18 protein-coding genes are annotated in these 20,080 nt (G+C 60.9%); 5 read left to right on the top strand and 13 right to left on the bottom strand.

Annotation, left to right across the window (positions count from 1 at the left end):
- Positions 1–10 precede the first annotated feature (10 nt).
- The 10 genes from ubiB to SJI03_RS07750 all read right to left on the bottom strand — a co-directional run bounded on the left by ubiB (position 11) and on the right by SJI03_RS07750 (position 11,479).
- Positions 11–1,582 carry a ubiquinone biosynthesis regulatory protein kinase UbiB gene (gene ubiB, locus SJI03_RS07795; RefSeq protein WP_322426734.1) on the bottom strand — a complete coding sequence of 524 codons (1,572 nt, stop codon included), beginning with the start codon at positions 1,580–1,582 and terminating at the stop codon, positions 11–13.
- Positions 1,579–2,217: a ubiquinone biosynthesis accessory factor UbiJ gene (locus SJI03_RS07790; protein ID WP_233516181.1), complete on the bottom strand. Its 639-nt coding sequence runs from the start codon at positions 2,215–2,217 to the stop codon at positions 1,579–1,581. Before SJI03_RS07790 ends, ubiB begins: the two co-directional genes overlap by 4 nt.
- Before the next feature lie 147 nt (positions 2,218–2,364).
- On the bottom strand, positions 2,365–3,309 hold the full coding sequence (locus SJI03_RS07785; protein ID WP_322426733.1) for a Tim44-like domain-containing protein: 945 nt from the start codon (positions 3,307–3,309) through the stop codon (positions 2,365–2,367).
- Between the two features lie 31 nt (positions 3,310–3,340).
- The gene (gene ubiE, locus SJI03_RS07780; protein WP_034753359.1) at positions 3,341–4,075 is read right to left on the bottom strand and encodes a bifunctional demethylmenaquinone methyltransferase/2-methoxy-6-polyprenyl-1,4-benzoquinol methylase UbiE; all 735 of its coding nucleotides are present in this window, start codon (positions 4,073–4,075) and stop codon (positions 3,341–3,343) included.
- Between the two features lie 29 nt (positions 4,076–4,104).
- Entirely contained in the window at positions 4,105–5,346 is a 1,242-nt protein-coding gene (locus SJI03_RS07775) for an RNA polymerase sigma factor (protein WP_322426732.1), read from the bottom strand.
- Positions 5,347–5,348: 2 nt separating this feature from the next.
- The gene (locus tag SJI03_RS07770) at positions 5,349–5,693 is read right to left on the bottom strand and encodes a YciI family protein (RefSeq protein WP_322426731.1); all 345 of its coding nucleotides are present in this window, start codon (positions 5,691–5,693) and stop codon (positions 5,349–5,351) included.
- Between the two features lie 96 nt (positions 5,694–5,789).
- Positions 5,790–6,239, bottom strand: a complete 450-nt coding sequence (locus SJI03_RS07765) for a gamma-butyrobetaine hydroxylase-like domain-containing protein (RefSeq protein ID WP_099378497.1) — start codon at positions 6,237–6,239, stop codon at positions 5,790–5,792.
- Positions 6,240–6,248: 9 nt separating this feature from the next.
- Positions 6,249–6,692, bottom strand: a complete 444-nt coding sequence (locus tag SJI03_RS07760) for an HIT family protein (RefSeq protein ID WP_099378496.1) — start codon at positions 6,690–6,692, stop codon at positions 6,249–6,251.
- Positions 6,689–10,729 carry a DUF3683 domain-containing protein gene (locus SJI03_RS07755; RefSeq protein ID WP_322426730.1) on the bottom strand — a complete coding sequence of 1,347 codons (4,041 nt, stop codon included), beginning with the start codon at positions 10,727–10,729 and terminating at the stop codon, positions 6,689–6,691. Before SJI03_RS07755 ends, SJI03_RS07760 begins: the two co-directional genes overlap by 4 nt.
- A gap of 258 nt (positions 10,730–10,987) precedes the next feature.
- A complete protein-coding gene (locus SJI03_RS07750; protein ID WP_099378494.1) occupies positions 10,988–11,479 on the bottom strand; it encodes a YqaA family protein in 492 nt (163 codons plus the stop codon).
- A 201-nt stretch (positions 11,480–11,680) separates the two neighbouring features.
- On the opposite strand from SJI03_RS07750, the gene ilvA reads away from it, so the two are divergent.
- The 5 genes from ilvA (at position 11,681) to rapZ (ending at position 16,947) form a co-directional block, all read left to right on the top strand.
- Positions 11,681–13,216, top strand: coding sequence for a threonine ammonia-lyase, biosynthetic (ilvA, locus tag SJI03_RS07745; RefSeq protein ID WP_034753344.1), 1,536 nt, complete (start codon positions 11,681–11,683; stop codon positions 13,214–13,216).
- 78 nt (positions 13,217–13,294) lie between these two features.
- Positions 13,295–14,137, top strand: a complete 843-nt coding sequence (gene queF, locus SJI03_RS07740; RefSeq protein ID WP_322426729.1) for an NADPH-dependent 7-cyano-7-deazaguanine reductase QueF — start codon at positions 13,295–13,297, stop codon at positions 14,135–14,137.
- Between the two features lie 343 nt (positions 14,138–14,480).
- Positions 14,481–14,963, top strand: a complete 483-nt coding sequence (locus tag SJI03_RS07735; RefSeq protein WP_034753339.1) for a PTS sugar transporter subunit IIA — start codon at positions 14,481–14,483, stop codon at positions 14,961–14,963.
- Between the two features lie 36 nt (positions 14,964–14,999).
- Complete coding sequence (gene hprK / locus SJI03_RS07730) at positions 15,000–15,935, top strand: HPr(Ser) kinase/phosphatase (RefSeq protein ID WP_034753337.1); 936 nt, start codon at positions 15,000–15,002, stop codon at positions 15,933–15,935.
- A 148-nt stretch (positions 15,936–16,083) separates the two neighbouring features.
- Complete coding sequence (gene rapZ, locus SJI03_RS07725; protein ID WP_099378492.1) at positions 16,084–16,947, top strand: RNase adapter RapZ; 864 nt, start codon at positions 16,084–16,086, stop codon at positions 16,945–16,947.
- On the opposite strand, the gene SJI03_RS07720 is transcribed toward rapZ, so the two are convergent.
- The 3 genes from SJI03_RS07720 to SJI03_RS07710 all read right to left on the bottom strand — a co-directional run bounded on the left by SJI03_RS07720 (position 16,948) and on the right by SJI03_RS07710 (position 20,079).
- Positions 16,948–18,033 (bottom strand): 3-hydroxyisobutyryl-CoA hydrolase, encoded by a 1,086-nt coding sequence (locus SJI03_RS07720; protein WP_322426728.1) that lies wholly within the window; start codon positions 18,031–18,033, stop codon positions 16,948–16,950.
- Positions 18,034–18,168: 135 nt separating this feature from the next.
- Complete coding sequence (gene hpf / locus SJI03_RS07715) at positions 18,169–18,531, bottom strand: ribosome hibernation-promoting factor, HPF/YfiA family (RefSeq protein ID WP_034778388.1); 363 nt, start codon at positions 18,529–18,531, stop codon at positions 18,169–18,171.
- Positions 18,532–18,600: 69 nt separating this feature from the next.
- Positions 18,601–20,079 carry an RNA polymerase factor sigma-54 gene (locus SJI03_RS07710; RefSeq protein WP_322426727.1) on the bottom strand — a complete coding sequence of 493 codons (1,479 nt, stop codon included), beginning with the start codon at positions 20,077–20,079 and terminating at the stop codon, positions 18,601–18,603.
- Position 20,080: the final 1 nt, after the last annotated feature.

Raw genomic sequence — 20,080 nt, 5'->3', positions numbered from 1 at the left:
TCCTCAGCCTTTAAAACGGCAGTTGATGCCAGCGCATGAACACTTGCAAGCCCAGTGCGCCGAGGGCGAAAGCACCGACGAAGTACACGATAAAGCTCAGCAAGCGGTTCGTCTGGCGTTGCTCAGCCAGCAAGGTTTTCATCAGTTCCACATCGTTTTCACGCGGTTCGCCATGCACCGTCAAGGCCTGGTGCAGCAAGCGCGGCAGTTGCGGGAAAATGTGCGCATAGCGGGGCGCCTCGGCGCGCAGGCGCTCCATGAAGCCTTGTGGCCCCACCTGGTTACTCATCCATTTTTCCAGATACGGCTTGGCCGTTTGCCACAGGTCCAGTTCCGGGTCCAGCTGGCGGCCCAGGCCTTCGATATTGAGCAGGGTCTTTTGCAGCAGCACCAGTTGCGGCTGCACTTCCACATTGAAGCGTCGCGAGGTCTGAAACAGGCGCAGCAAGACTTGCCCAAAAGAAATATTTTTCAGCGGACGGTCGAAGATCGGCTCGCAGCAGGCGCGCACGGCCGCTTCCAGCTCATCGACGCGCGTGTCTTTCGGCGCCCAGCCCGACTCGATATGCGCCTCGGCCACGCGCTTGTAGTCGCGGCGGAAGAAGGCGAGGAAGTTTTGCGACAAATAATCTTTGTCGTAGTCGTTCAGGGTACCGACGATGCCGAAATCGAGCGCGATATAGCGGCCGAACGATTCTGGCGCGATCGACACGAGAATATTGCCCGGATGCATGTCCGCATGGAAAAAGCCATCGCGGAACACTTGCGTGAAGAAAATCTCCACACCATCGCTGGAGAGTTTACGCAAATCCACACCGGCCGCCACCAGGCGCTCAGTCTGCGACACGGGGATGCCATACATGCGTTCCATGACGATAACGCTGCTGGAGCAGTAATCCCAGTGCATTTCCGGCACCAGCAATAAGTCCGAGTTGGCGAAGTTGCGGCGCAGCTGGCTCGCGTTGGCCGCCTCGCGCATCAGGTCCAGCTCGTCGTGCAGGTATTTGTCGAACTCGCCCACCACTTCTTTCGGTTTCAGGCGCTTGCTGTCGGCCCACAGGCGGCTGGTCCAGTCGGCGGCGATGTGCATCAGGGCCACGTCTTCGTCGATCAGCTTTTTCATGCCTGGACGCAAGACTTTCACGGCCACTTCACGGCCGTCTTTCAAGGTGGCGAAGTGCACCTGGGCAATCGAGGCGGACGCCACCGGCTCGCGCTCGAAGCGGGCAAATAACTGATCCGGATGCGCGCCCAGCGACTTGGTGATTTGCGCAATGGCCAGGTCGGAATCGAACGGCGGCACCCGGTCTTGCAGACGCGCCAGTTCTTCCGCGATGTCGAGCGGCATCAAGTCGCGCCGGGTCGACAGCACCTGGCCGAATTTGACGAAAATCGGGCCCAGCTCTTCCAGCGCCAGGCGCAGGCGCAAGCCCCGTGGCGACGACAGGTCGCGCCAGAAAATCAGGGTGTCGATCAATTTGGCGGTGCGGGGAACTTGCAGACCAGAAATCGCTATCTCATCCAGACCGTACTTGATGGAAACACGGATGATTTTAAACAGGCGCAGGAATTTCAATATCATGTAGACAAATCCGGTAAGGAGGACTGCGGCTGGGCGGCGGCAGCCGCCTTTTCCAGCCGGGCAAGGCGCTTGGCCAGGCGTTCAACGTCATCGCGCACGCGCGTCACGCCAGCGGAATACTCTTGCAGGGTAGAAGGACGGATCAGCATGGGCTGTTCGTCGAGAAAATATTCGGCCACGTTTTCCGCCAGCTTTTGCTGGCCCGTGCGGACAAAGGCGGCGGCATCTTTCGCCCCGGCAACGAGGCGCGTGGCCAGCATGGGCCCGACGACCTTTTCCAGGTCGTGCTCGGCTTCCCAGCGCAAGCCCTTGCTCAATTGCGAAATCGCATTGGCAAACTCGGCATCGCCTTCGATTTTCACATACGAAAACGCCCGCTCGCGGTTTTGCAGGATCAGCGGCACGTCGGACAATTTCACGCGGATGGTGACGTTGGCCGGCATGTCGGCAGGCGCCGCCTCCAGCATGCCTGCGCTGTCGACGCGCAGGCGCAAGGCCACGGCGCCCGTGTCGATGCAGGCCAGCTTGCCGGCGTGCACGGCCAGCTGCTGGCGCGCCCACGGCTCTTGCGCCAGCAAGTGGTTGAGTGTCGCGATGACGGGCGTCATCAGGGAGAGATCGGAAAGTGGTGCCATCATGTTGCGCGCTTCGCGCCCCTAAAAAGAAAAAACCGCCCGTAAAACAACGTGGGCGGTTTCGATCTTACCAGTTCAGCAGGAAATATCTGTTAAGCATCATGCATTCCGCATGGACTTAAGCCGGTATTCAGCAAGTTTTTACAATTAATTCAATTGCTGGATGCCTGCCAGGACCCAGCCGCTATTGCCGCTGACGGGTTTCGACATATTCCATACTTCCGCGAACGGTTCGGCCGCGGCGCCCGGCGCCGAACGGATCAGGCCCGTAAACTTTACGCTGGCCAGGTAATCGTTGACGCTCGTCTCGATGCCCAGCAGTTCGGCATCGATGGTGACGACATCCGTAAAGTCCGGCTGCGCGCCACGTTCCTGGATTTGCATGCGCAATTCCGCATACACTTCCGGCGACGTGAATTCGCGGATATCGTTGACGTCCGCCTTGTCCCAGGCCGCTTGCAGGCGAATGAAATTGCTTTTCGCGTGGCGCAGGAAGGCATCCTTGTCGAAGTCGCCTGGTACGCCCCATGGGGCGGCAGCCGGGGCCGGCTTGTCCAGGCCTACGCCGGACGAGACAGGCTGCAGCGGCGGCAGCGGCGGGATGCGCGAACCGATGTCAGGCACGTTGCCTGCTGGCGCAGGCTGGTTGCCGCCAAAACCCGCGAACGGCGCATTGCCGCCGGCATTGCTGTCACGCTTGCCGCGCACCATGCGGTAGATAAAGAAGGCTACGCCGGCCAGCAAAGCCACCATCAGCAGGGTGCTGATCATGCTGGCCAAGGCGCCGCCCAGGCCGAAATGCGACAGCAAGGCGCCCAGGCCCAGACCGAGCAAGGCGCCGCCCAATAAACCCTTCCAGCGGCTTGGTGCCTTGGCGGCAGGGGCCGGTGCGGGAGCCGGCGCAGGTTGCGCCTGGCGTGGCGCGGCGGCCGGTGCCGGGGTTGGTGCCGGTGCGGGCGCCTGGCGGCCCACGTTTTGCGACTGGCGGCCAAACGAACGGCCACCGCCCATGGGACGGGCCAGCGCCTCGCCCAGCATGGATACCGTGGTCGCGGCCAGCATCATGCCGACCATAAATTTCTTCAATTTCATTCCATCTCCTAAAATCACCAACGTTGATGCATTACATCTTGATACCGGTGTGCAAAGCGGCAATGCCTGCCGTCAAATTGTAGTACTGCACGCGTTCCAGGCCCGCCGTTTCCATCATGGTCTTCAAGGTTTCCTGGTCCGGGTGCATGCGGATCGATTCTGCCAGGTAGCGATAGCTTTCCGCGTCGCCGGCGATTTTCTGCCCGAACCACGGCAAGACCGAGAACGAATACAGGTCGTACGGCTTTTGCAGGGGCGCTGCCACCTTGGAAAACTCCAGCACCAGCAACTTGCCGCCCGGTTTCAGCACGCGGCGCATTTCCGCCAGCGCCACATCCTTGTGCGTCATGTTGCGCAAGCCAAAGGCAACGCTGACACGGTCGAAATAATTATCGGGGAATGGCAGTTTTTCCGCGTCACACAACAAGGTGGGGGTGAGCAAGCCGCGATTCAAGAGGCGGTCGCGGCCCACGCGCAACATCGATTCATTGATATCGGTCAACCAGACTTCACCGGTAGGACCCGCCTGCTTGGCGAAGGCCTTCGACAGGTCGCCCGTGCCGCCGGCGATGTCGAGTACCTTGAAACCGGGGCGCACGCCCGCGTTGGCAATGGTGAACGTCTTCCACAGACGGTGCAGCCCGCCCGACATCAAGTCGTTCATCACGTCGTATTTGGCAGCGACGGAATGGAACACCTTGGCGACTTCGCGCACTTTGTCGTCTTCTGCAACTGTTTTGTATCCGAAATGGGTCGTATTGGTCATGGTAGGCAGTCTGTTTGAACTTGGGAGCATTATACAAGCGGCAGGCGCATTTCCCCGTGACGCCGGAGAAGGTATTGCCTTTCCACTGCATTCGCAGCCAGCATTGCCGCCCGGGCATACGCTGCCAGCGCCCCCGGCCGGTCCCCCTGGCGGCGCAGCAAGTCGGCCCGGGCCGCGTGCAGATAATGCGAATTGGCAAGGCTGGGCACGGCTTCCAGGCGTTCCAGCCACGCCAGGCCATGTGTGGCGCCATGCGCCATCGCGCAGGCGATCACGGCATTGAGCAAGATCAACGGCTCCGGCTTGTGCCGCAGCAAGGCGCCGTACAGGGCGCTGATCTGGCGCCAGTCCGTCTGGCTGGCCGTGGGAGCCTTGGCGTGCAAGGCGGCAATCGCCGCCTGCAATTGATATGGCCCCGGTGCGCGCGCCGGCAAGGCCAGTTCCAGCAGCGCCAGTCCCTCGGCAATCAGGGCGTCATCCCACAGGCGCCGGTCCTGCTCTTCCAGGGTCAGCAAAAAACCCTCGGGCGACAGGCGGGCCGGGCCGCGCGACGCCTGCAGCAGCATCAGGGCCAATAAGCCCTGCACTTCCGGCTGGCCGGGCTGCAGGCTGTCAAGCAGCCGTCCCAGGCGCAGCGCCTCCGCGCACAAGTCCGCGCGCAGCAAAGCATCGCCGGCGCTGGCGCAATAGCCTTCGCTGAACACCAGGTAAATCACGTGCAGCACTTGCGCCAGCCGTTGCTGCAACTCTTGCTCCGGCGGCAACTCGAAAGGAATGCGCGCCTCGGCGATCTTGCGCTTGGCGCGCAACAGCCGCTGCGACAGGGCAGCTTCCGCCAGGCCGAAGGCGCGCGCGATCTCGCCCGTGGACAGGCCACACAAGGTGCGCAGGGCCAGCGCCACCTGCGCCTCGGGTGCCAGCGCGGGATGGCAACAAATAAACAGCAGGCGCAGGCGGTCGTCTTCGATGGCGTGCGCTTCTTCAATCACGGCCGCCGGCAGGCGCGACAGCACGGCCTCGGCCTCGCCGACGCTCTTGCCCGCGCGGCGCACGTGATCGAGCCCCGCATTGCGTGCCACGGAACTGAGCCAGGCGGCGGGATTATCGGGGATGCCCGTGCGCGGCCACAGTTCCAGCGCCTTGCGGCACGCTTCCTGCAACACATCTTCCACCAGGCCCAGGTCGCCGAAACGCCGCATCAGGCCGGCCAGCACCCTGCCCCTTTCCTGGCGAAAGACGTGCTCGACGGCCGACAGGGCGTCGCCGGCCATGTTTATGCCGTGACAGGCCGTACTTCAATGGTGCCCAGGGAAGCGGCCGGACAACGCCCGGCCCAGGCCAGCGCCTCGTCCAGGTGCGCGCAGTCGAGCAGGTAATATCCGCCCAGCTGCTCCTTGGTTTCCGCGAACGGCCCATCCGTGACAACGGGCTTGCCATTGCGCACCCGCACGCTGGTGGCGCTGCGCACGGGCGCCAGCTCGGCCCCGCCGCGCAGCACGCCAGCGGCGTCCAGGTCCTGCGTATAGCTGGCAAAGTCGGCCATCAGGCTGGCCATCTGCTCGTCTGGCATGGCGGCATAGCGTGCCTCGTCGGCGTAGATCAGGATCAGGTATTCCATAGTCTCTTCTCCAAAAGAAAAATGCCCGCAAGCGCGGGCATTCATACGACGAATGGATCTGCGGCAATCCGACAAGATTACCGCATTTATTTTTCCTTAATGCTTATGCCCGCAACTCGGTCCATGAACGTGGCCGGAAGATTGCTTGATCGTCATGTCGGCCTTGGCGTCGCGGCCGCTGTCGCCCGGGTAGCCGGCTGCCGTCAGGCGGTCCAGGTAATCCTGCCACAGGGTCGCTTGCTGCGCGCCCAGCTTGTACAAATAGGCCCAGGTGTACAGGCCGGAATTGTGGCCATCGCTGAAGGTGGGCTGCACGGCGTAGTTGCCGACCGGCTCCAGGCCCGTGATGCCGACCAGGCGCTTGCCTAATTGCAAGGTTTCCTGGCCCTTGCCATGGCCCTGCACTTCGGCCGACGGCGAATACACGCGCAGGTATTCGAACGGCAGCGCAAATTCGCTGCCATCGTCGAACGCCACGTCGAGCACGCGCGACTGGTTGTGCACGGTCAAGCCGGTCGGTTGCGGTGTTGCTGTTTTTTCAGTCATGACGATACTTTATGCGGATAAACGTTGAATGATGGCGTCGCGCAGTGCCGGCAGCAGGGCGCGGCGCGCGGCCAGCACCTCGGGCGCCGTCTCGCGCTGCACGACAGCCCAGCTCGGGTTCGGGAAATGCGCGTCGTCGCGGTAGCGGGGAATCACGTGCCAGTGCACATGCGGCGTCATGTTGCCGAAACTGGCCACGTTGACCTTTTCCGGCTGCATCACTTCACGCACGGCCAGCTCGACTTGCCACACGACTTCCATGACGTAATTGCGCTCGCCGGGCGTCAAATCCGTCATTTCCTTCACGTGTTTGTTCCAGATCACGCGGCAAAAACCGGGATATGCAGGGTCATCAACGGCCACGACGGACAGGCGCTCGCTGCGCCACAGCAAGGTTTCACAACCCTGCTTGCTGGCGAAGCTGTCGAGCAACTGGCATAAATCACAGGTCACACGAGCACCCGTTCGATGCCGCCGTCATTGGCGCGTTTCACGTAATCCGGCATCCAGTTCTCTCCCAGCAAGTGTTTGGCGATCTCGACGACGATGTAGTCGGCCGTCGTGCCCGAATCATCATTGTAGCGCGAGAGTCCTTGCAGGCACGACGGGCAGCTGGTGAGGATTTTCACGTCACCTGTAAAACCATCGCCGCGCAGCTTGTCGGCACCCTTGACCATCTCTTCTTCCTTGCGGAAACGCACTTGCGTAGAAATGTCGGGACGCGTGACGGCCAGCGAACCCGATTCGCCGCAGCAACGGTCATTCTTCTCGATCTTCACGTTATCGACCGTGCTGATCAGGGAATTGATGGTCTTGCCCGATTCCTGCAGCTTCATCGGATTGTGGCATGGCTCGTGGTACATATAGCGCGTGCCGTTCACGCCTTCCAGCTTGACGTTTTTCTCCAGCAAATACTCATGGATATCCATGATGCGGCAGCCTGGGAAAATCTTTTCAAACTGATACGTTGCCAGCTGGTCGTAGCAAGTACCGCACGAGACGAGCACCGTCTTGATGTCCAGGTAATTAAGCGTGTTGGCCATGCGGTGGAACAGGACGCGGTTATCCGTCATCATCTTCTCGGCCTTGTCGAACTCGCCCGCGCCCCGCTGCGGATAACCGCAGCACAAGTAGCCCGGCGGCAAGACCGTCTGCACGCCCACTTCCCACAGCATCGCCTGTGTGGCCAGGCCCACTTGCGAGAACAGGCGCTCCGAACCGCAACCGGGGAAGTAGAACACGGCTTCCGTATCGGCCGTCGTCGTCTTCGGGTTGCGGATGATCGGAATGACCTTGTCGTCTTCGATGTCGAGCAGCGCGCGCGCCGATTTCTTCGGCAAGTTGCCCGGCATCTTTTTGTTGATGAAGTGGATAACCTGCGCCTTGACGGGCGGCTTGCCCGTCGATGGCGGCGGCGCCTTGGTTTGCTTCTTGGCAAATTTCTTCAGCAAGTCGTGGCCCAGGCGCTGCGCCTTGTAACCCCAGCCGATCATGACCTTGCGCGTGGCGTTGATGGTCACGGGATCGGTGGCGTTGAGGAACATCATCGTGGCCTTGGTGCCCGGATTAAAGCTCTTCTTGTCCATCTTGCGCAGCAAGTTGCGCATGTTCATCGACACGTCGCCGAAATCGATGTTGACGGGGCAAGGCGTGACGCATTTATGGCACACGGTGCAATGGTCGGCCACGTCCTCGAACTCTTCCCAATGCTTAATGGAAATACCGCGGCGCGTCTGCTCTTCGTACAGGAAGGCTTCGATCAGGGACGAGGTCGCCAAAATCTTATCGCGTGGCGAATACAGCAAGTTGGCGCGCGGCACATGGGTCGAGCACACGGGCTTGCACTTGCCGCAACGCAAGCAATCCTTGACGCTGTCGGCGATGGCGCCGATATCGCTTTGCTGCATGATCAAGGACTCATGCCCCATCAGGCCGAACGATGGCGTGTAGGCATTGCGCAAGTCGGCGCCCATGCCCGGCAGGTTCAGCAATTTGCCTTTATTGAAACGGCCTTCCGGGTCGATGCGCTGCTTGTAGCTGCGGAATTCGCCGATTTCTTCTTCCGTCAAAAATTCCAGCTTGGTAATGCCGATACCGTGTTCGCCGGAAATGACGCCGTTCAGCGAGCGGGCCAAAATCATGATGCGGCCCACGGCTTGGTGGGCGTCCTGCAGCATTTCGTAATTGTCCGAATTGACGGGCAAGTTCGTGTGCACGTTGCCGTCGCCCGCATGCATGTGCAGCGCGACGAACACGCGGCTACGCAAGATGCGCGCGTGAATCGCGGTGGCTTCGTCGAGGATCAGTTTGAAGGCGGCGCCGTTGAAGATCTGGCGCAACTGGGCGCGAATCTCTTGCTTCCAGGTAATGCGCACGGTGCGGTCCTGCACCACGTCGAACAGGGTGGCGTTCGGCTGCGTTTCCAGGCGCGCATCAAACACGGGCAACAAGCGCTCCAGGCCCAGCGCGGCCAATTCGCCCTTCACGTCCGCCAGCGGACGATCGAGCTGGGCCAGCAGATAGGTCCAGCGGGCCGTGACTTGCGCCAGCAACTGCTGCGCCTGCTCAGCGCGGTCGCCCAGCATTTCCGCATCATCGACACGGTCATCGGACGCGTCGTCGCTCTTGCCTACTGGCAAATTACCTTTGCCAAAGAATTCGCTCAGGGCCTCGGCCAGTTGCAGCTTGTTCTTGATCGACAGCTCGATATTGATGCGCTCGATGCCATCCGTGTATTCGCCCATGCGATTGAGCGGGATCACGACGTCTTCATTAATCTTGAACGCATTCGTGTGCTTGGCGATCGCGGCCGTGCGGGCCCGGTCAAGCCAGAATTTCTTGCGCGCTTCCGGGCTGACGGCCACAAAACCTTCACCCACGCGGGTGTTGGCGATGCGCACCACTTCCGACGCCGCTTGCGCGACGGCATTTTCATCGTCGCCGACGATGTCGCCGAACAGGGCCATCTTTGGCAGCACGCCCCGTTTCGACTTGGTGGCATAGCCGACGGCGCGCAGGTAGCGCTCGTCCAGATGTTCCAGGCCCGCCAGGCGGATGGTCGTGTATTGCTCGCCCTTGGCCGGCAAGCCATCGAGGTAATCCTTGATTTCCACGATCGACGGAATCGCGTCGCGCGCCTGGCCAAAGAATTCCAGGCAGACGGTACGGGCGAACTTCGGCATCTTGTGCAGAATCCAGCGCGCCGACGTGATCAGGCCGTCGCAACCCTCTTTCTGGATGCCCGGCAAGCCGGAGAGGAATTTATCGGTGACGTCCTTGCCCAGGCCTTCCTTGCGGAACTTGCGGCCAGGAATTTCCAGGATTTCCGTCTTGAATGGCGCGTTCGGCTTGGTCGCGTCGCGCGTGCTCGGGTGACGCCATTCCAGCTGGAAACGTGCCAGCGCGATATCATGGATCTTGCCCAGGTTATGGTCGAGGCGCGTGACGTCGAGCCAGTCGCCGTTCGGATCAACCATGCGCCACGAGGCCAGGTTGTCCAGCGCCGTGCCCCACAGCACAGCCTTCTTGCCGCCCGCATTCATGGCGACGTTGCCGCCGATGCAAGAGGCGTGCGCCGAGGTCGGATCGACGGCAAACACGAAACCGGCCTTTTCCGCCGCTTCCGACACTTTATTCGTGATCACGCCCGCGCCCGAATTGATGGTCGCGTATTCGTGGCTCAATCCCGGCAAGACGGTCATTTCCACGGCGCCCAAAGTGATGAGTTTTTCCGTGTTGATGACGGCCGACATCGGCGTCAAGGGAATCGCGCCGCCCGTGTAACCGGTGCCGCCGCCGCGCGGGATGATGGTCAATCCCAGCTCGATACAGCCCTTGACCAGGCCAGCCATTTCCTCTTCCGTGTCGGGAGTGAGCACGACGAACGGGTATTCCACGCGCCAGTCGGTGGCGTCCGTCACGTGCGAGACGCGCGTCATGCCATCGAAGCGCACATTGTGTTTTTCCGTGTAGCGGCCCAGCACCTTGACCGTGCGCTTGCGCAAGTCATAGGTCTTGCGGAATTCGTCGCCGAAATCGGCCACGGCCTTGCTGGCCGCTTTCAGCAGCAGTTCCACGTTGGCGCTGCGCGCTTGCGCCACTTCCGGCGCTTCACCGGCAGCAAGCGCGTCGCCGCCGGCCACATCGATGGACAGGCGGCGCTTGTCGACTTCGGCCAGGCGGTGGTGCAAGGCATCGATCAAACCCTGGCGGCGCTTTGGATTGTCGAGCAAGTCATCCTGCAGGTAGGGATTGCGGCGCACGACCCAGATGTCGCCCAGCACCTCGTACAGCATGCGGGCCGAACGGCCCGTCTGGCGGGCGCCGCGCAGCTCGTCGAGCAGGCGCCACGAGTCCTCCCCCAACAGGCGTATGACGATCTCGCGATCGGAAAACGACGTGTAGTTATACGGGATTTCACGCAGGCGGCTTGCTGCGGGACCATTGGGCGTTTCTGCCAGTAAAGCTTGGATATGTGCGGGAGCGTTCATGGAGTGTGGTGACGATGTGGACTGGACCCTAAAGACCCATTTTATCTTATTGCGCCGCACCATGCGGGAACAGCCTTATGCCGCCCAAGGTTTAAGCACCTCACCCGCCACCATAGCAAATACGGAAAAGCCCTATTTTGCATGAATAAAAAACCAGTCTTGATGATTTTTCGACGCAAAAATGCCAAGAATCAGAGTCTGCTGCAAACTATCGAACTGCCCAAAAATAGGGCAAACGGGCGTTGCAGCCAGTCCCATTCAGACCAGCATCTGGCCGATCCGGTGCCATACGCCATCGGGTACGTAGAGCAGCAAGCCCGTCATGGTCAGGTAGCGCGCGCACTTGCCGACGGCCATGTAGGCCACGCTGGGCCAGAACGGCAGCTTGAGCCAGCCGGCCAAGGTGCACAGCGGGTCGCCCACGATGGGCAGCCAGGCCAGCAGCATGGTCTTGGCGCCATAGCGGGCCAGCCAGCGGAACCAGCGCGTGTCGCGCTCCTTGGCGAACGCCTGCTTGGCCCGGTAGCCCATCCAGTAGTCGACGATGCCGCCCAGAGTGTTGCCCAAGGTGGCGACGCCGATGGCGGCCCAGAACAGCGCGGGATTGGCCTTGATGACGGCAAACACGGCCGGTTCCGAGCCGAGCGGCAACAGGGTGGCGGAAATAAAGCTGATCAGAAAGACCGAGGTCAGCCCGACTTCCGGTGCTGCGATCAGTTGCAGCAGCCAGGCGATTGCGGATTCGATCATGGAACACTTCGCGATGCAGTAAGGCTCTCCATTATAATGAAGAGCAGCTTGCGCGCCGCACAATCCGCGCTGGCAGGCAAAGGCATACCCGCCCGTAGTTCCACAGAGCATTATTGTCGCCAGGCTATCCGCCGCGGCGCCGCCGCTATCGCCCGACACGCTCCAGACCCTTTCTGGCCCAGAATCACTTGCTTGCAGACTATGAACATCGACTACCTCAAGAAAATCCTGACCGCCCGCGTCTATGACGTCGCTACCGAAACGCCGCTGGAACTGGCCCCTGCCCTGTCGCAGCGCCTGAACAACCAGATTTACTTCAAGCGCGAAGACATGCAAAGCGTGTTCAGTTTCAAGATTCGTGGCGCCTATAACAAGATGTCCAAGCTGAGCGAAGCGGAACGCAAGCGCGGCGTGATTTGCGCCTCGGCCGGCAACCATGCCCAGGGCGTGGCTCTGTCGGCCGCACGCATGGGTTGCCGTGCCGTCATCGTCATGCCGACCACCACGCCGCTGGTGAAAGTCGAGGCGGTCAAGGGACGCGGCGGCGTGAACGTGGAAGTGGTACTGCACGGCGAGTCCTACACGGATGCCTACAACCATGCGCTGACCCTGGAAAAGGAACAGAAGCTGACCTTCGTGCACCCGTTCGACGACCCGGACGTGATCGCCGGCCAGGGCACGATCGGCATGGAAATCCTGCGCCAGCACGCCGGCCCCATCCACGCCATCTTCGCTCCCATCGGCGGCGGCGGCTTGATCGCCGGCATTGCCGCCTACGTGAAACAGATTCGCCCCGACATCAAGATCATCGGCGTGCAAAGCGTCGATTCGAACGCCATGGCCCGCTCGCTGAAAGCGGGCGAGCGCGTGACCCTGAACGACGTGGGCCTGTTTGCAGACGGCACGGCCGTGCGCCTGGCCGGCGAAGAAACCTTCCGCCTGGTGCAGGCATATGTCGATGAAATCATCACGGTCGACACGGATGCCATCTGCGCCGCCATCAAGGATGTGTTTACGGATACGCGCTCCATCCTGGAACCATCCGGCGCCCTGGCCATCGCCGGCGCCAAAGCCTATGTGGAACGGGCCAGCCTGACCAAGCATCCTGTCAACAATGAAACCCTGGTCACCATCGCCAGCGGCGCGAACATGAATTTCGACCGTTTGCGCTTCGTCGCCGAGCGGGCCGAACTGGGCGAGTTCCGCGAAGCCGTGTTTGCCGTCACCATGCGCGAACAACGGGGCAGCTTCAAGCGCTTCTGCTCGCTCATCGGCGCGCGCAACGTGACGGAATTTAACTATCGCATCAGCGATGAAAAAGCCGCGCACGTGTTCGTCGGCATTCAAATTGCCGACCGGCATGAGTCGAGCGTCCTGGCCAAGACCTTCGAGGAACACGAATTCAAGACCCTGGACCTGACCCACGACGAACTGGCCAAGTCGCATATCCGCCACCTGGTGGGCGGCAAGAGCCGGCTGGCGCAGGACGAGCTGCTGTACCGCTTTGAATTCCCCGAGCGCCCGGGTGCGCTGATGCGCTTCCTCGACAGCATGGCGCCGAACTGGAATATTTCACTTTGTCATTACCGCAGCCAGGGCGGCGACGTGGGCCGCATCCTGATCGGCCTGCAAGTGCCGCCCGACGAGATGGGAGAATTCGCCCGCTTCCTCGATACCCTGGGCTACCGTTACTGGGATGAGAGCAGCAATCCCGTCTACAAACTGTTCTTGGGCTAAATAGCGAATTCACCCCGGTATTGCACTGGGGTGAAATAGGCTACCATGCGTGCTTGACTGAATTCACGCCACACGACCATGACCACCACCAACGACCTCGCCGAACTGTCTCCCCTGGGCAAAAGCTCCGCCTACCGCACCGATTACGCGCCGGAACTGCTGTTTCCGATTCCACGCCAGGGCAAGCGCGACGAGCTGAAATTGCACGGCACATTGCCGTTTTTCGGCCTCGATATCTGGAATGCGTATGAACTGTCGTGGCTGAACCAGCGCGGCAAGCCGCAGGTGGCCATTGCCAAGGTCAGCGCGCCGGCCGATTCGCCCAACATCATCGAATCGAAATCGTTCAAGCTGTATCTGAACTCGTTCAACCAGACCAAGCTGGACAGCGCAGATGCGCTGCTGGCCCTGCTCAAGCAGGATTTATCGAACGGCTTCGGCGCGCCCGTGCAAGTGGAACTGACCTTGCAGGACGATTTCGGCAAGCTGAAAATGGGCGAATTCGACGGCGTGCTGCTGGACCGCCTGGACCTGGAAATCACGCAATACACGCCCTCGCCGCAGCTCTTGAAGGCGGCGCTCGATGAAGCGCCCGTGGAAGAGAAACTCGTTTCGCACCTGCTCAAATCGAATTGCCTGGTGACGGGCCAGCCCGACTGGGGCAGCGTGCAGATCGAATATGCGGGACCGCAGATCGACCAGGAAAGCCTGTTGCGCTACCTGATCGGTTTCCGCGAGCATAACGAATTCCACGAGCAATGCGTGGAGCGCATCTTTGTCGATATCTTGCGTCAGTGCAAGCCGCAAAAACTGTCCGTGTATGCGCGCTATACGCGCCGCGGCGGGCTCGATATCAATCCCTGGCGCAGCAATTTCAGCACAGGAGCGATGCCGGGCAATCTGCGCAATGCGCGCCAGTAACATTGGGTAACACCGCGCAACACCACAAAACCATGCCAACAGGAATGTTGGCTGTGTTTTAAAACAACGTTGCAGTAGTACCGCAGAGCATGTCAAAGACGCTGAAAAATCGGAAAATCGGCATTCGGCGGCGGAAAAACCGGCGCACCGCGTGTTTTTAATCAGGAAATAGCCGATACACGCCGATGTTATTTTTTTGCTAAAATGATGGCTACGCGGGCTGTAGCGCCCACTGCGCCCGCAGCGGGCGTATACTGTTGAGAATTGGCGTTACAGGCCGCCGAAACAGGCCTATAATTCGGCTCGCAAGCCCTCTGCGCATTGCACCATTTCATTGAGTGTCATGACTAATCTTAGCAAAATATTATCCCTCGAAAACGTCCTGCTGGACCTGGAAGTCTCCAGTAAAAAGCGCGCCTTCGAGCAAGCCGGCCTGATCTTCGAAAACAATTACGGCATCGCCCGCTCTACCGTCTCGGACAATCTGTTTGCCCGCGAACGCCTGGGCTCGACTGGCCTGGGCCATGGCGTGGCCGTGCCGCATGGCAGAGTCAAGGGCAGCAAAACCTTGAAATCGCCGCTGGGTGCCTTCGTGCGCCTGGCCGAGCCGATTCCGTTCGAGTCGCCCGATGGCAAGCCCGTCAATCTGCTGTTTTTCCTGCTGATTCCCGATCATGTCACCCAGCAACATCTGGAAATCCTGTCGGAAATCGCGGAAATGTTTTCCGACGATGCCTTCCGCACGGCGCTGGCCACGGATCCGGAACCGAAATCCGTGCATTCGCGCATCGTCAATTGGCAACCCAGCCTGCAAGCGGCGGGTTAAACTTCAGGTATTCCTCCACTCCTGAAGAAGACTGCCATGTTGCAAACGCCGCTGACGATACAACGCCTGTACGACGATAATCGTGAAAGTCTGCAACTGGGCTGGTTCGCCGGCTTCCCCGGCGGCGAGCGCCTGATTTCGGGCGACGTCTCGTCGGCCGCCGACCAGGTGGGCCACTTGAACCTGATCCATCCGGGCCGCATCCAGGTCTTTGGCCACCAGGAAATCAATTACTACCAGCGCCTGAAGGTCAACACGCGCACCCACGTGATTGGCGAGCTGATCGCCGGCGGTCCGCCCGCGCTGATCATCGCGCAGGGGCTGGAAACGCCGCCCGACATCCTCGCCATCTGCGACGAGCAAAACATTCCCCTGTTCTCCACCCCGCTGCCGGCCGCGCAAGTGATCGACTTCCTGCGCGTCTATCTGTCGAAAAAACTGGCGCAACGCATCATCATGCATGGCGTGTTCATGGACGTGCTGGGCGTGGGCGTGCTGATCACGGGCGATTCGGGCCTGGGCAAGAGCGAGCTGGGCCTGGAACTGATCTCGCGCAGCCACGGCCTGGTGGCCGATGACGCCGTCGAATTCTCGCGCATCGCGCCCAACATGATCGAAGGACGCTGCCCGCCGCTGCTGCAAAACCTGCTGGAAGTGCGGGGACTGGGTTTACTCGACATCAAGGCCATCTTTGGCGAAACGGCCGTGCGCCGCAAGATGCGCCTGAAGCTGATCGTGCACCTGGTACGCCGCAACGCGCTGGAAGAAGAAGTCGAGCGCCTGCCCTTCCTGTTCCCCACGGAAGACGTGCTGGGTTTGCCCGTGCGCAAGGTCGTCATCCCCGTCGCCGCCGGCCGCAACATCGCCGTGCTGCTGGAAGCGGCCGTGCGCAATACGATTTTGCAACTGCGCGGCATCGATACCTTGCAGGAGTTCATGGAGCGGCAACGACTCGCCATGAGTGGCGATTAATTACCGGGGTCCGACCCGACGGGTCTGACCCCACATTGACGCCAATGGCAACAATTAAATACAAGCAATGCTCGAACAATAATTGCAATAATTTGTAAAGATAATTGCCTTGGGAGCAGAGCGCCGATCTTTATTGTATGATCGGCGTATGCATATCGTCCTTATCACCGGAATATCCGGCTCCGGTAAATCCGTCGCGCTCAATGTGCTGGAAGATACCGGTTACTATTGTGTCGACAACCTGCCACCGGCCTTGCTGCCCAGCCTGGTGCAAACCCTGCTCGACGAAGGTACACCGCAACTGGCCGTCGCCGTCGATGCGCGCAGCGCCGAGTCGCTGACCAGCCTGCCGCACAATGTGGCCCTGCTGCGCGACCAGGGGCACGACGTCAAGGTCATGTTCCTGACGGCCACCACGCATTCGCTGGTGGCGCGCTTCTCGGAAACGCGGCGCAGCCATCCGCTGTCGCATGAATTGCGTCCGAACCAGAATCCGGCCAGCCGCCGCACACTGATCGAGTGCATCTCGGAAGAACGCGAACGCCTGTCGGCCATCGAACAGCTGGGCCATGTGATCGATACGTCGGAGCTGAGCGCCAACAAATTGCGTGCCTGGATCAAGGATATCGTCGCCTCCGAGCGCGCGCCGCTGACCCTGTTCTTCGAATCGTTCGCCTTCAAGCTGGGCGTGCCGCTGGACGCCGATTTCGTCTTCGACGTGCGGGCCTTGCCAAATCCCTATTACGACCTGGCCCTGCGTCCCCTCGACGGACGCGACGCGCCCGTGATCGCCTTCCTCGATGCGCAGCCGAGCGCGCTGGAACTGCTGGCCGATATCCGCACCTTCATCGAGAAATGGTTGCCGTCATTCAAGTCCGACAACCGCAGCTACCTGACGGTGGCCCTGGGTTGCACGGGCGGCCAGCACCGCTCCGTGTACATGGCGGAACGGCTGGCGCAGTATTTCGGCCCGAACGAAAGAGTCGTGCTGCGCCATCGCGAGCGCGCTTGATTAGTCGAGGTGGCGCAGCGGATGCGCTTGCGCCGGCCAGACGGGGACAAAGAAGCGCGCCACCATGGCCGTGTCGACGTCGTCCAGGCTGGCAGGATTCCAGCGGGGCGCATTGTCCTTGTCGACCACCAGCGCACGCACGCCTTCGAGCACTTCGCCATGCTCGAAATTATGGCGCACCACCGTGCGCTCCAGGCGCAGGCAATCGGCCACGCCCAGGTGAGCGCCCCGCTGCAGCAATTCCAGGGTGACCGACATCATCAAGGGCGAACGCAAACGCATGGCCGCCAGCGCCCTGGCGGCGAACGCACAGTCGTCCTGCGCCAGCGAGGCCATGATGGTCGCCACCGAACCCGCACTGAAATGACGGTCCAGCGCCGCACGCGCCGTGGACAGGGACGATACCCCCGCCTCGGCCTGGAACGGTGCCGCCAGCGCCTTGATGGCTACCGGCAAGGCCTCGCCCGGCGTCGAGTCGAACAGGGCCAGCAGCGCCCCCATCTGCGCCTCGGGCAGGTAGACATCGGCCAGGCCCGTGTACAGGGCATCGGCCGCGTTGATCGTCAGGCCCGTCAAGCCCAGATACAGGCCCAGCTGGCCGGCCAGGCGGGACAGGAAATAACTGCCGCCCACGTCAGGGAACAGGCCGATATTGACTTCCGGCATGGCCATGCGCGTGCGGCCCGTCACGATGCGCAGGCGATTGCCGGGCCCGGCTTGCGCCACACCCATGCCGCCGCCCATCACCACGCCATCCATCACGGCGATATACGGTTTCGGATAGAAATGGATCACATGATTTAACGCGTATTCTTCCGTAAAGAAATCTTCCAGCAGGGCGCTGCCGCCTTGCGGCGTGGCCAGGCCCGCATCGTAAAAGAAACGAATGTCGCCGCCGGCGCACAGGGCTTTTTCGCTGCTGGAACGGATCACGACGGCGTCCACGTGCGGATCATCGCGCCAGGCCAGCAGGACCGCGCTCAGGGCGCGCACCATCTCCAGCGACAGGGAATTCAAGGCTTTCGGACGGTCGAGCACGATGTGTCCGGTGCGGTTGCGGATGGAGGTCTGGACGAAGTCGCTCATGGCAGGCAGGAAAGAAGTGAAAGTGCAAACATTCTAGCGCCTGCGCGGGGAAGATTGCGTTCAACAGGTCCAGGCGCAAAAAAGGGCGCAAGATGTGCGCCCTTAGTTGATCACAACTGCTGGAAGCGGGTGGCCTTAGACGGCGACGACGGCTTCTTCCTCGGAGTTGTCTGGCAGATGCTTGATCGCCTCTTTACCGTGCCCTTGCACTTTGGTTTTGTATTTCATCACTTGCCTATCGAGCTTGTCGATCAGGGTATCGATCGCGGCGTACAGGTCGTGCGCCAAGCTTTCCACATAGACAGTCTTGCCACTCAAACGCAGGTTGACTTCAGCCTTTTGACGTTTTTCTTTCTCTTTGAGGTTATCCACGGTCAGAATCACGGCGATATCGATGACTTGATCGAAATGACGTTTCACGCGCTCCAGCTTCGTTTGTACGTATTCACGGATGGCTGGTGTCACTTCGAGATGATGTCCGCTGATGGTGAGATTCATACACACTCCTAAAGATGATCGGGTTCGTGCGGTCCATCCTATCCGGCCCGCAGAGGAACCGAAAAAAACTTACAAACACTTACGCAGGCTCACTGGCGGAATTTTCAACGCTTCCCGGTATTTGGCAACAGTACGTCGCGCAATCACCATGCCTTGTTCCCCCAGCATGTCCGCAATCTTACTGTCGGATAAAGGATTTTTAGGGTCTTCTGCTCCTGTCAGTTGCACGATCAATGCCCGTATCGCCGTCGATGACGCTTCGCCCCCCGCTTCGGTGGCGACGTGGCTACCAAAGAAATATTTCAACTCGAACATGCCGTGCGGGGTCAGCATGTACTTTTGAGTTGTTACCCGCGAGATAGTACTCTCGTGTAAACCCAGTGTATCAGCTATTTCACGGAGCACAAGGGGGCGCATGGCAACGGCCCCATGCGAGAAAAAGTTCTTTTGTCTTTCTACTATCGCCTGTGCCACGCGCAGGATGGTGTCGAAGCGCTGGCGCATATTCTTGATCAGCCACTTGGCTTCCTGCAACTGTGCGCCCATGGCGCCCTCGCCCTTGCCCTGCTTGAGCAAGTTGGCGTACATGGCGTTGACACGCAGGCGCGGCATGACGTCGTTGTTCAGGGTCACTTGCCAGCCATTGCGCGCGCGCTTGACGACGACGTCGGGCACCACGTAATCGGACACGTCCGAGGCGAATACGGCACCCGGATGCGGATTGCACTGGCGAATCACCGTCTGCGCCTCGCGCAAGTCTTCATCGTCGCAATCGAGGGCTTTTTTCAGCTTGTTGAAATCGCGCTGGGCAAACCAGGCCAGGTGCTTTTCGACGATGACGAGGGCCATGCGCCGCGTCACCATGGCGATGTGCGGCAAGCGCTTGATTTGCAGCGCCAGGCATTCGGACGCATTGCGCGCGCCCACGCCGGGCGGATCGAAACTTTGCAGCAGCGACAAAGCCGTGCGCATCTCGTCGGCGTCGATTTCCAGCTCTTCCGGCAGGCGTGCCAGGATGTCGTCGAGCGACTCTTCCAGGTAGCCATTGTCGTCGAGCGCGTCGATGATCAGCTCGACCAGCGCGCGATCGCGCAATTCCAGCACCGTCACGCGCATCTGCTCCATCAGGTGCTCGCGCAGGGTGCAGTGATGGGCCTCCAGTTGCGGACGCGAATCTTCATCGTCGGGCGCCTTGCCCCGGCTCGCCTCGCTCCAGTCGCTGTCGCCGCCCTCGGCGGCGGCCGGGCTGTCGCCCGCCTCGCCATCAAAGGTTTCCGCTTCGGCCGGCGCGGCGGGCGCGTCCTGGCCTGGCGGCTGGGGTGGCGCTTCGGCCGGCGCTGCCGTGGAACTCAAGGCCCCGTCGGACAGCAGGCGCAGCGAACGGTCGAGCGGATCGTCGAGGCGTTCAAGCAAGGGATTATCCGTCAGCAATTGCTCGAGTTCCTGGTGCAATTCCAGGGTAGACAATTGCAACAGGCGTATCGATTGCTGCAACTGCGGCGTCAGTGCCAGGTGCTGCGAAGTGCGCAGCTGCAATGATTGTTTCATT

The sequence above is a fragment of the Janthinobacterium sp. GMG1 genome, assembly GCF_034427795.1.
GTDB lineage: Bacteria > Pseudomonadota > Gammaproteobacteria > Burkholderiales > Burkholderiaceae_D > Janthinobacterium.
Note: the sequence above shows the minus strand (reverse complement) of the source record. Positions and strands in the feature narration are given on the sequence as shown.

Coding starts and splice junctions, on each gene's coding strand:
- ubiB (WP_322426734.1), bottom strand. CDS start 1,582: ATGATATTGAAATTCCTGCGCCTGTTTAAAATCATCCGTGTTTCCATC.
- SJI03_RS07790 (WP_233516181.1), bottom strand. CDS start 2,217: ATGGCACCACTTTCCGATCTCTCCCTGATGACGCCCGTCATCGCGACA.
- SJI03_RS07785 (WP_322426733.1), bottom strand. CDS start 3,309: ATGAAATTGAAGAAATTTATGGTCGGCATGATGCTGGCCGCGACCACG.
- ubiE (WP_034753359.1), bottom strand. CDS start 4,075: ATGACCAATACGACCCATTTCGGATACAAAACAGTTGCAGAAGACGAC.
- SJI03_RS07775 (WP_322426732.1), bottom strand. CDS start 5,346: ATGGCCGGCGACGCCCTGTCGGCCGTCGAGCACGTCTTTCGCCAGGAA.
- SJI03_RS07770 (WP_322426731.1), bottom strand. CDS start 5,693: ATGGAATACCTGATCCTGATCTACGCCGACGAGGCACGCTATGCCGCC.
- SJI03_RS07765 (WP_099378497.1), bottom strand. CDS start 6,239: ATGACTGAAAAAACAGCAACACCGCAACCGACCGGCTTGACCGTGCAC.
- SJI03_RS07755 (WP_322426730.1), bottom strand. CDS start 10,729: ATGAACGCTCCCGCACATATCCAAGCTTTACTGGCAGAAACGCCCAAT.
- SJI03_RS07750 (WP_099378494.1), bottom strand. CDS start 11,479: ATGATCGAATCCGCAATCGCCTGGCTGCTGCAACTGATCGCAGCACCG.
- ilvA (WP_034753344.1), top strand. CDS start 11,681: ATGAACATCGACTACCTCAAGAAAATCCTGACCGCCCGCGTCTATGAC.
- queF (WP_322426729.1), top strand. CDS start 13,295: ATGACCACCACCAACGACCTCGCCGAACTGTCTCCCCTGGGCAAAAGC.
- SJI03_RS07735 (WP_034753339.1), top strand. CDS start 14,481: ATGACTAATCTTAGCAAAATATTATCCCTCGAAAACGTCCTGCTGGAC.
- hprK (WP_034753337.1), top strand. CDS start 15,000: ATGTTGCAAACGCCGCTGACGATACAACGCCTGTACGACGATAATCGT.
- rapZ (WP_099378492.1), top strand. CDS start 16,084: ATGCATATCGTCCTTATCACCGGAATATCCGGCTCCGGTAAATCCGTC.
- SJI03_RS07720 (WP_322426728.1), bottom strand. CDS start 18,033: ATGAGCGACTTCGTCCAGACCTCCATCCGCAACCGCACCGGACACATC.
- hpf (WP_034778388.1), bottom strand. CDS start 18,531: ATGAATCTCACCATCAGCGGACATCATCTCGAAGTGACACCAGCCATC.
- SJI03_RS07710 (WP_322426727.1), bottom strand. CDS start 20,079: ATGAAACAATCATTGCAGCTGCGCACTTCGCAGCACCTGGCACTGACG.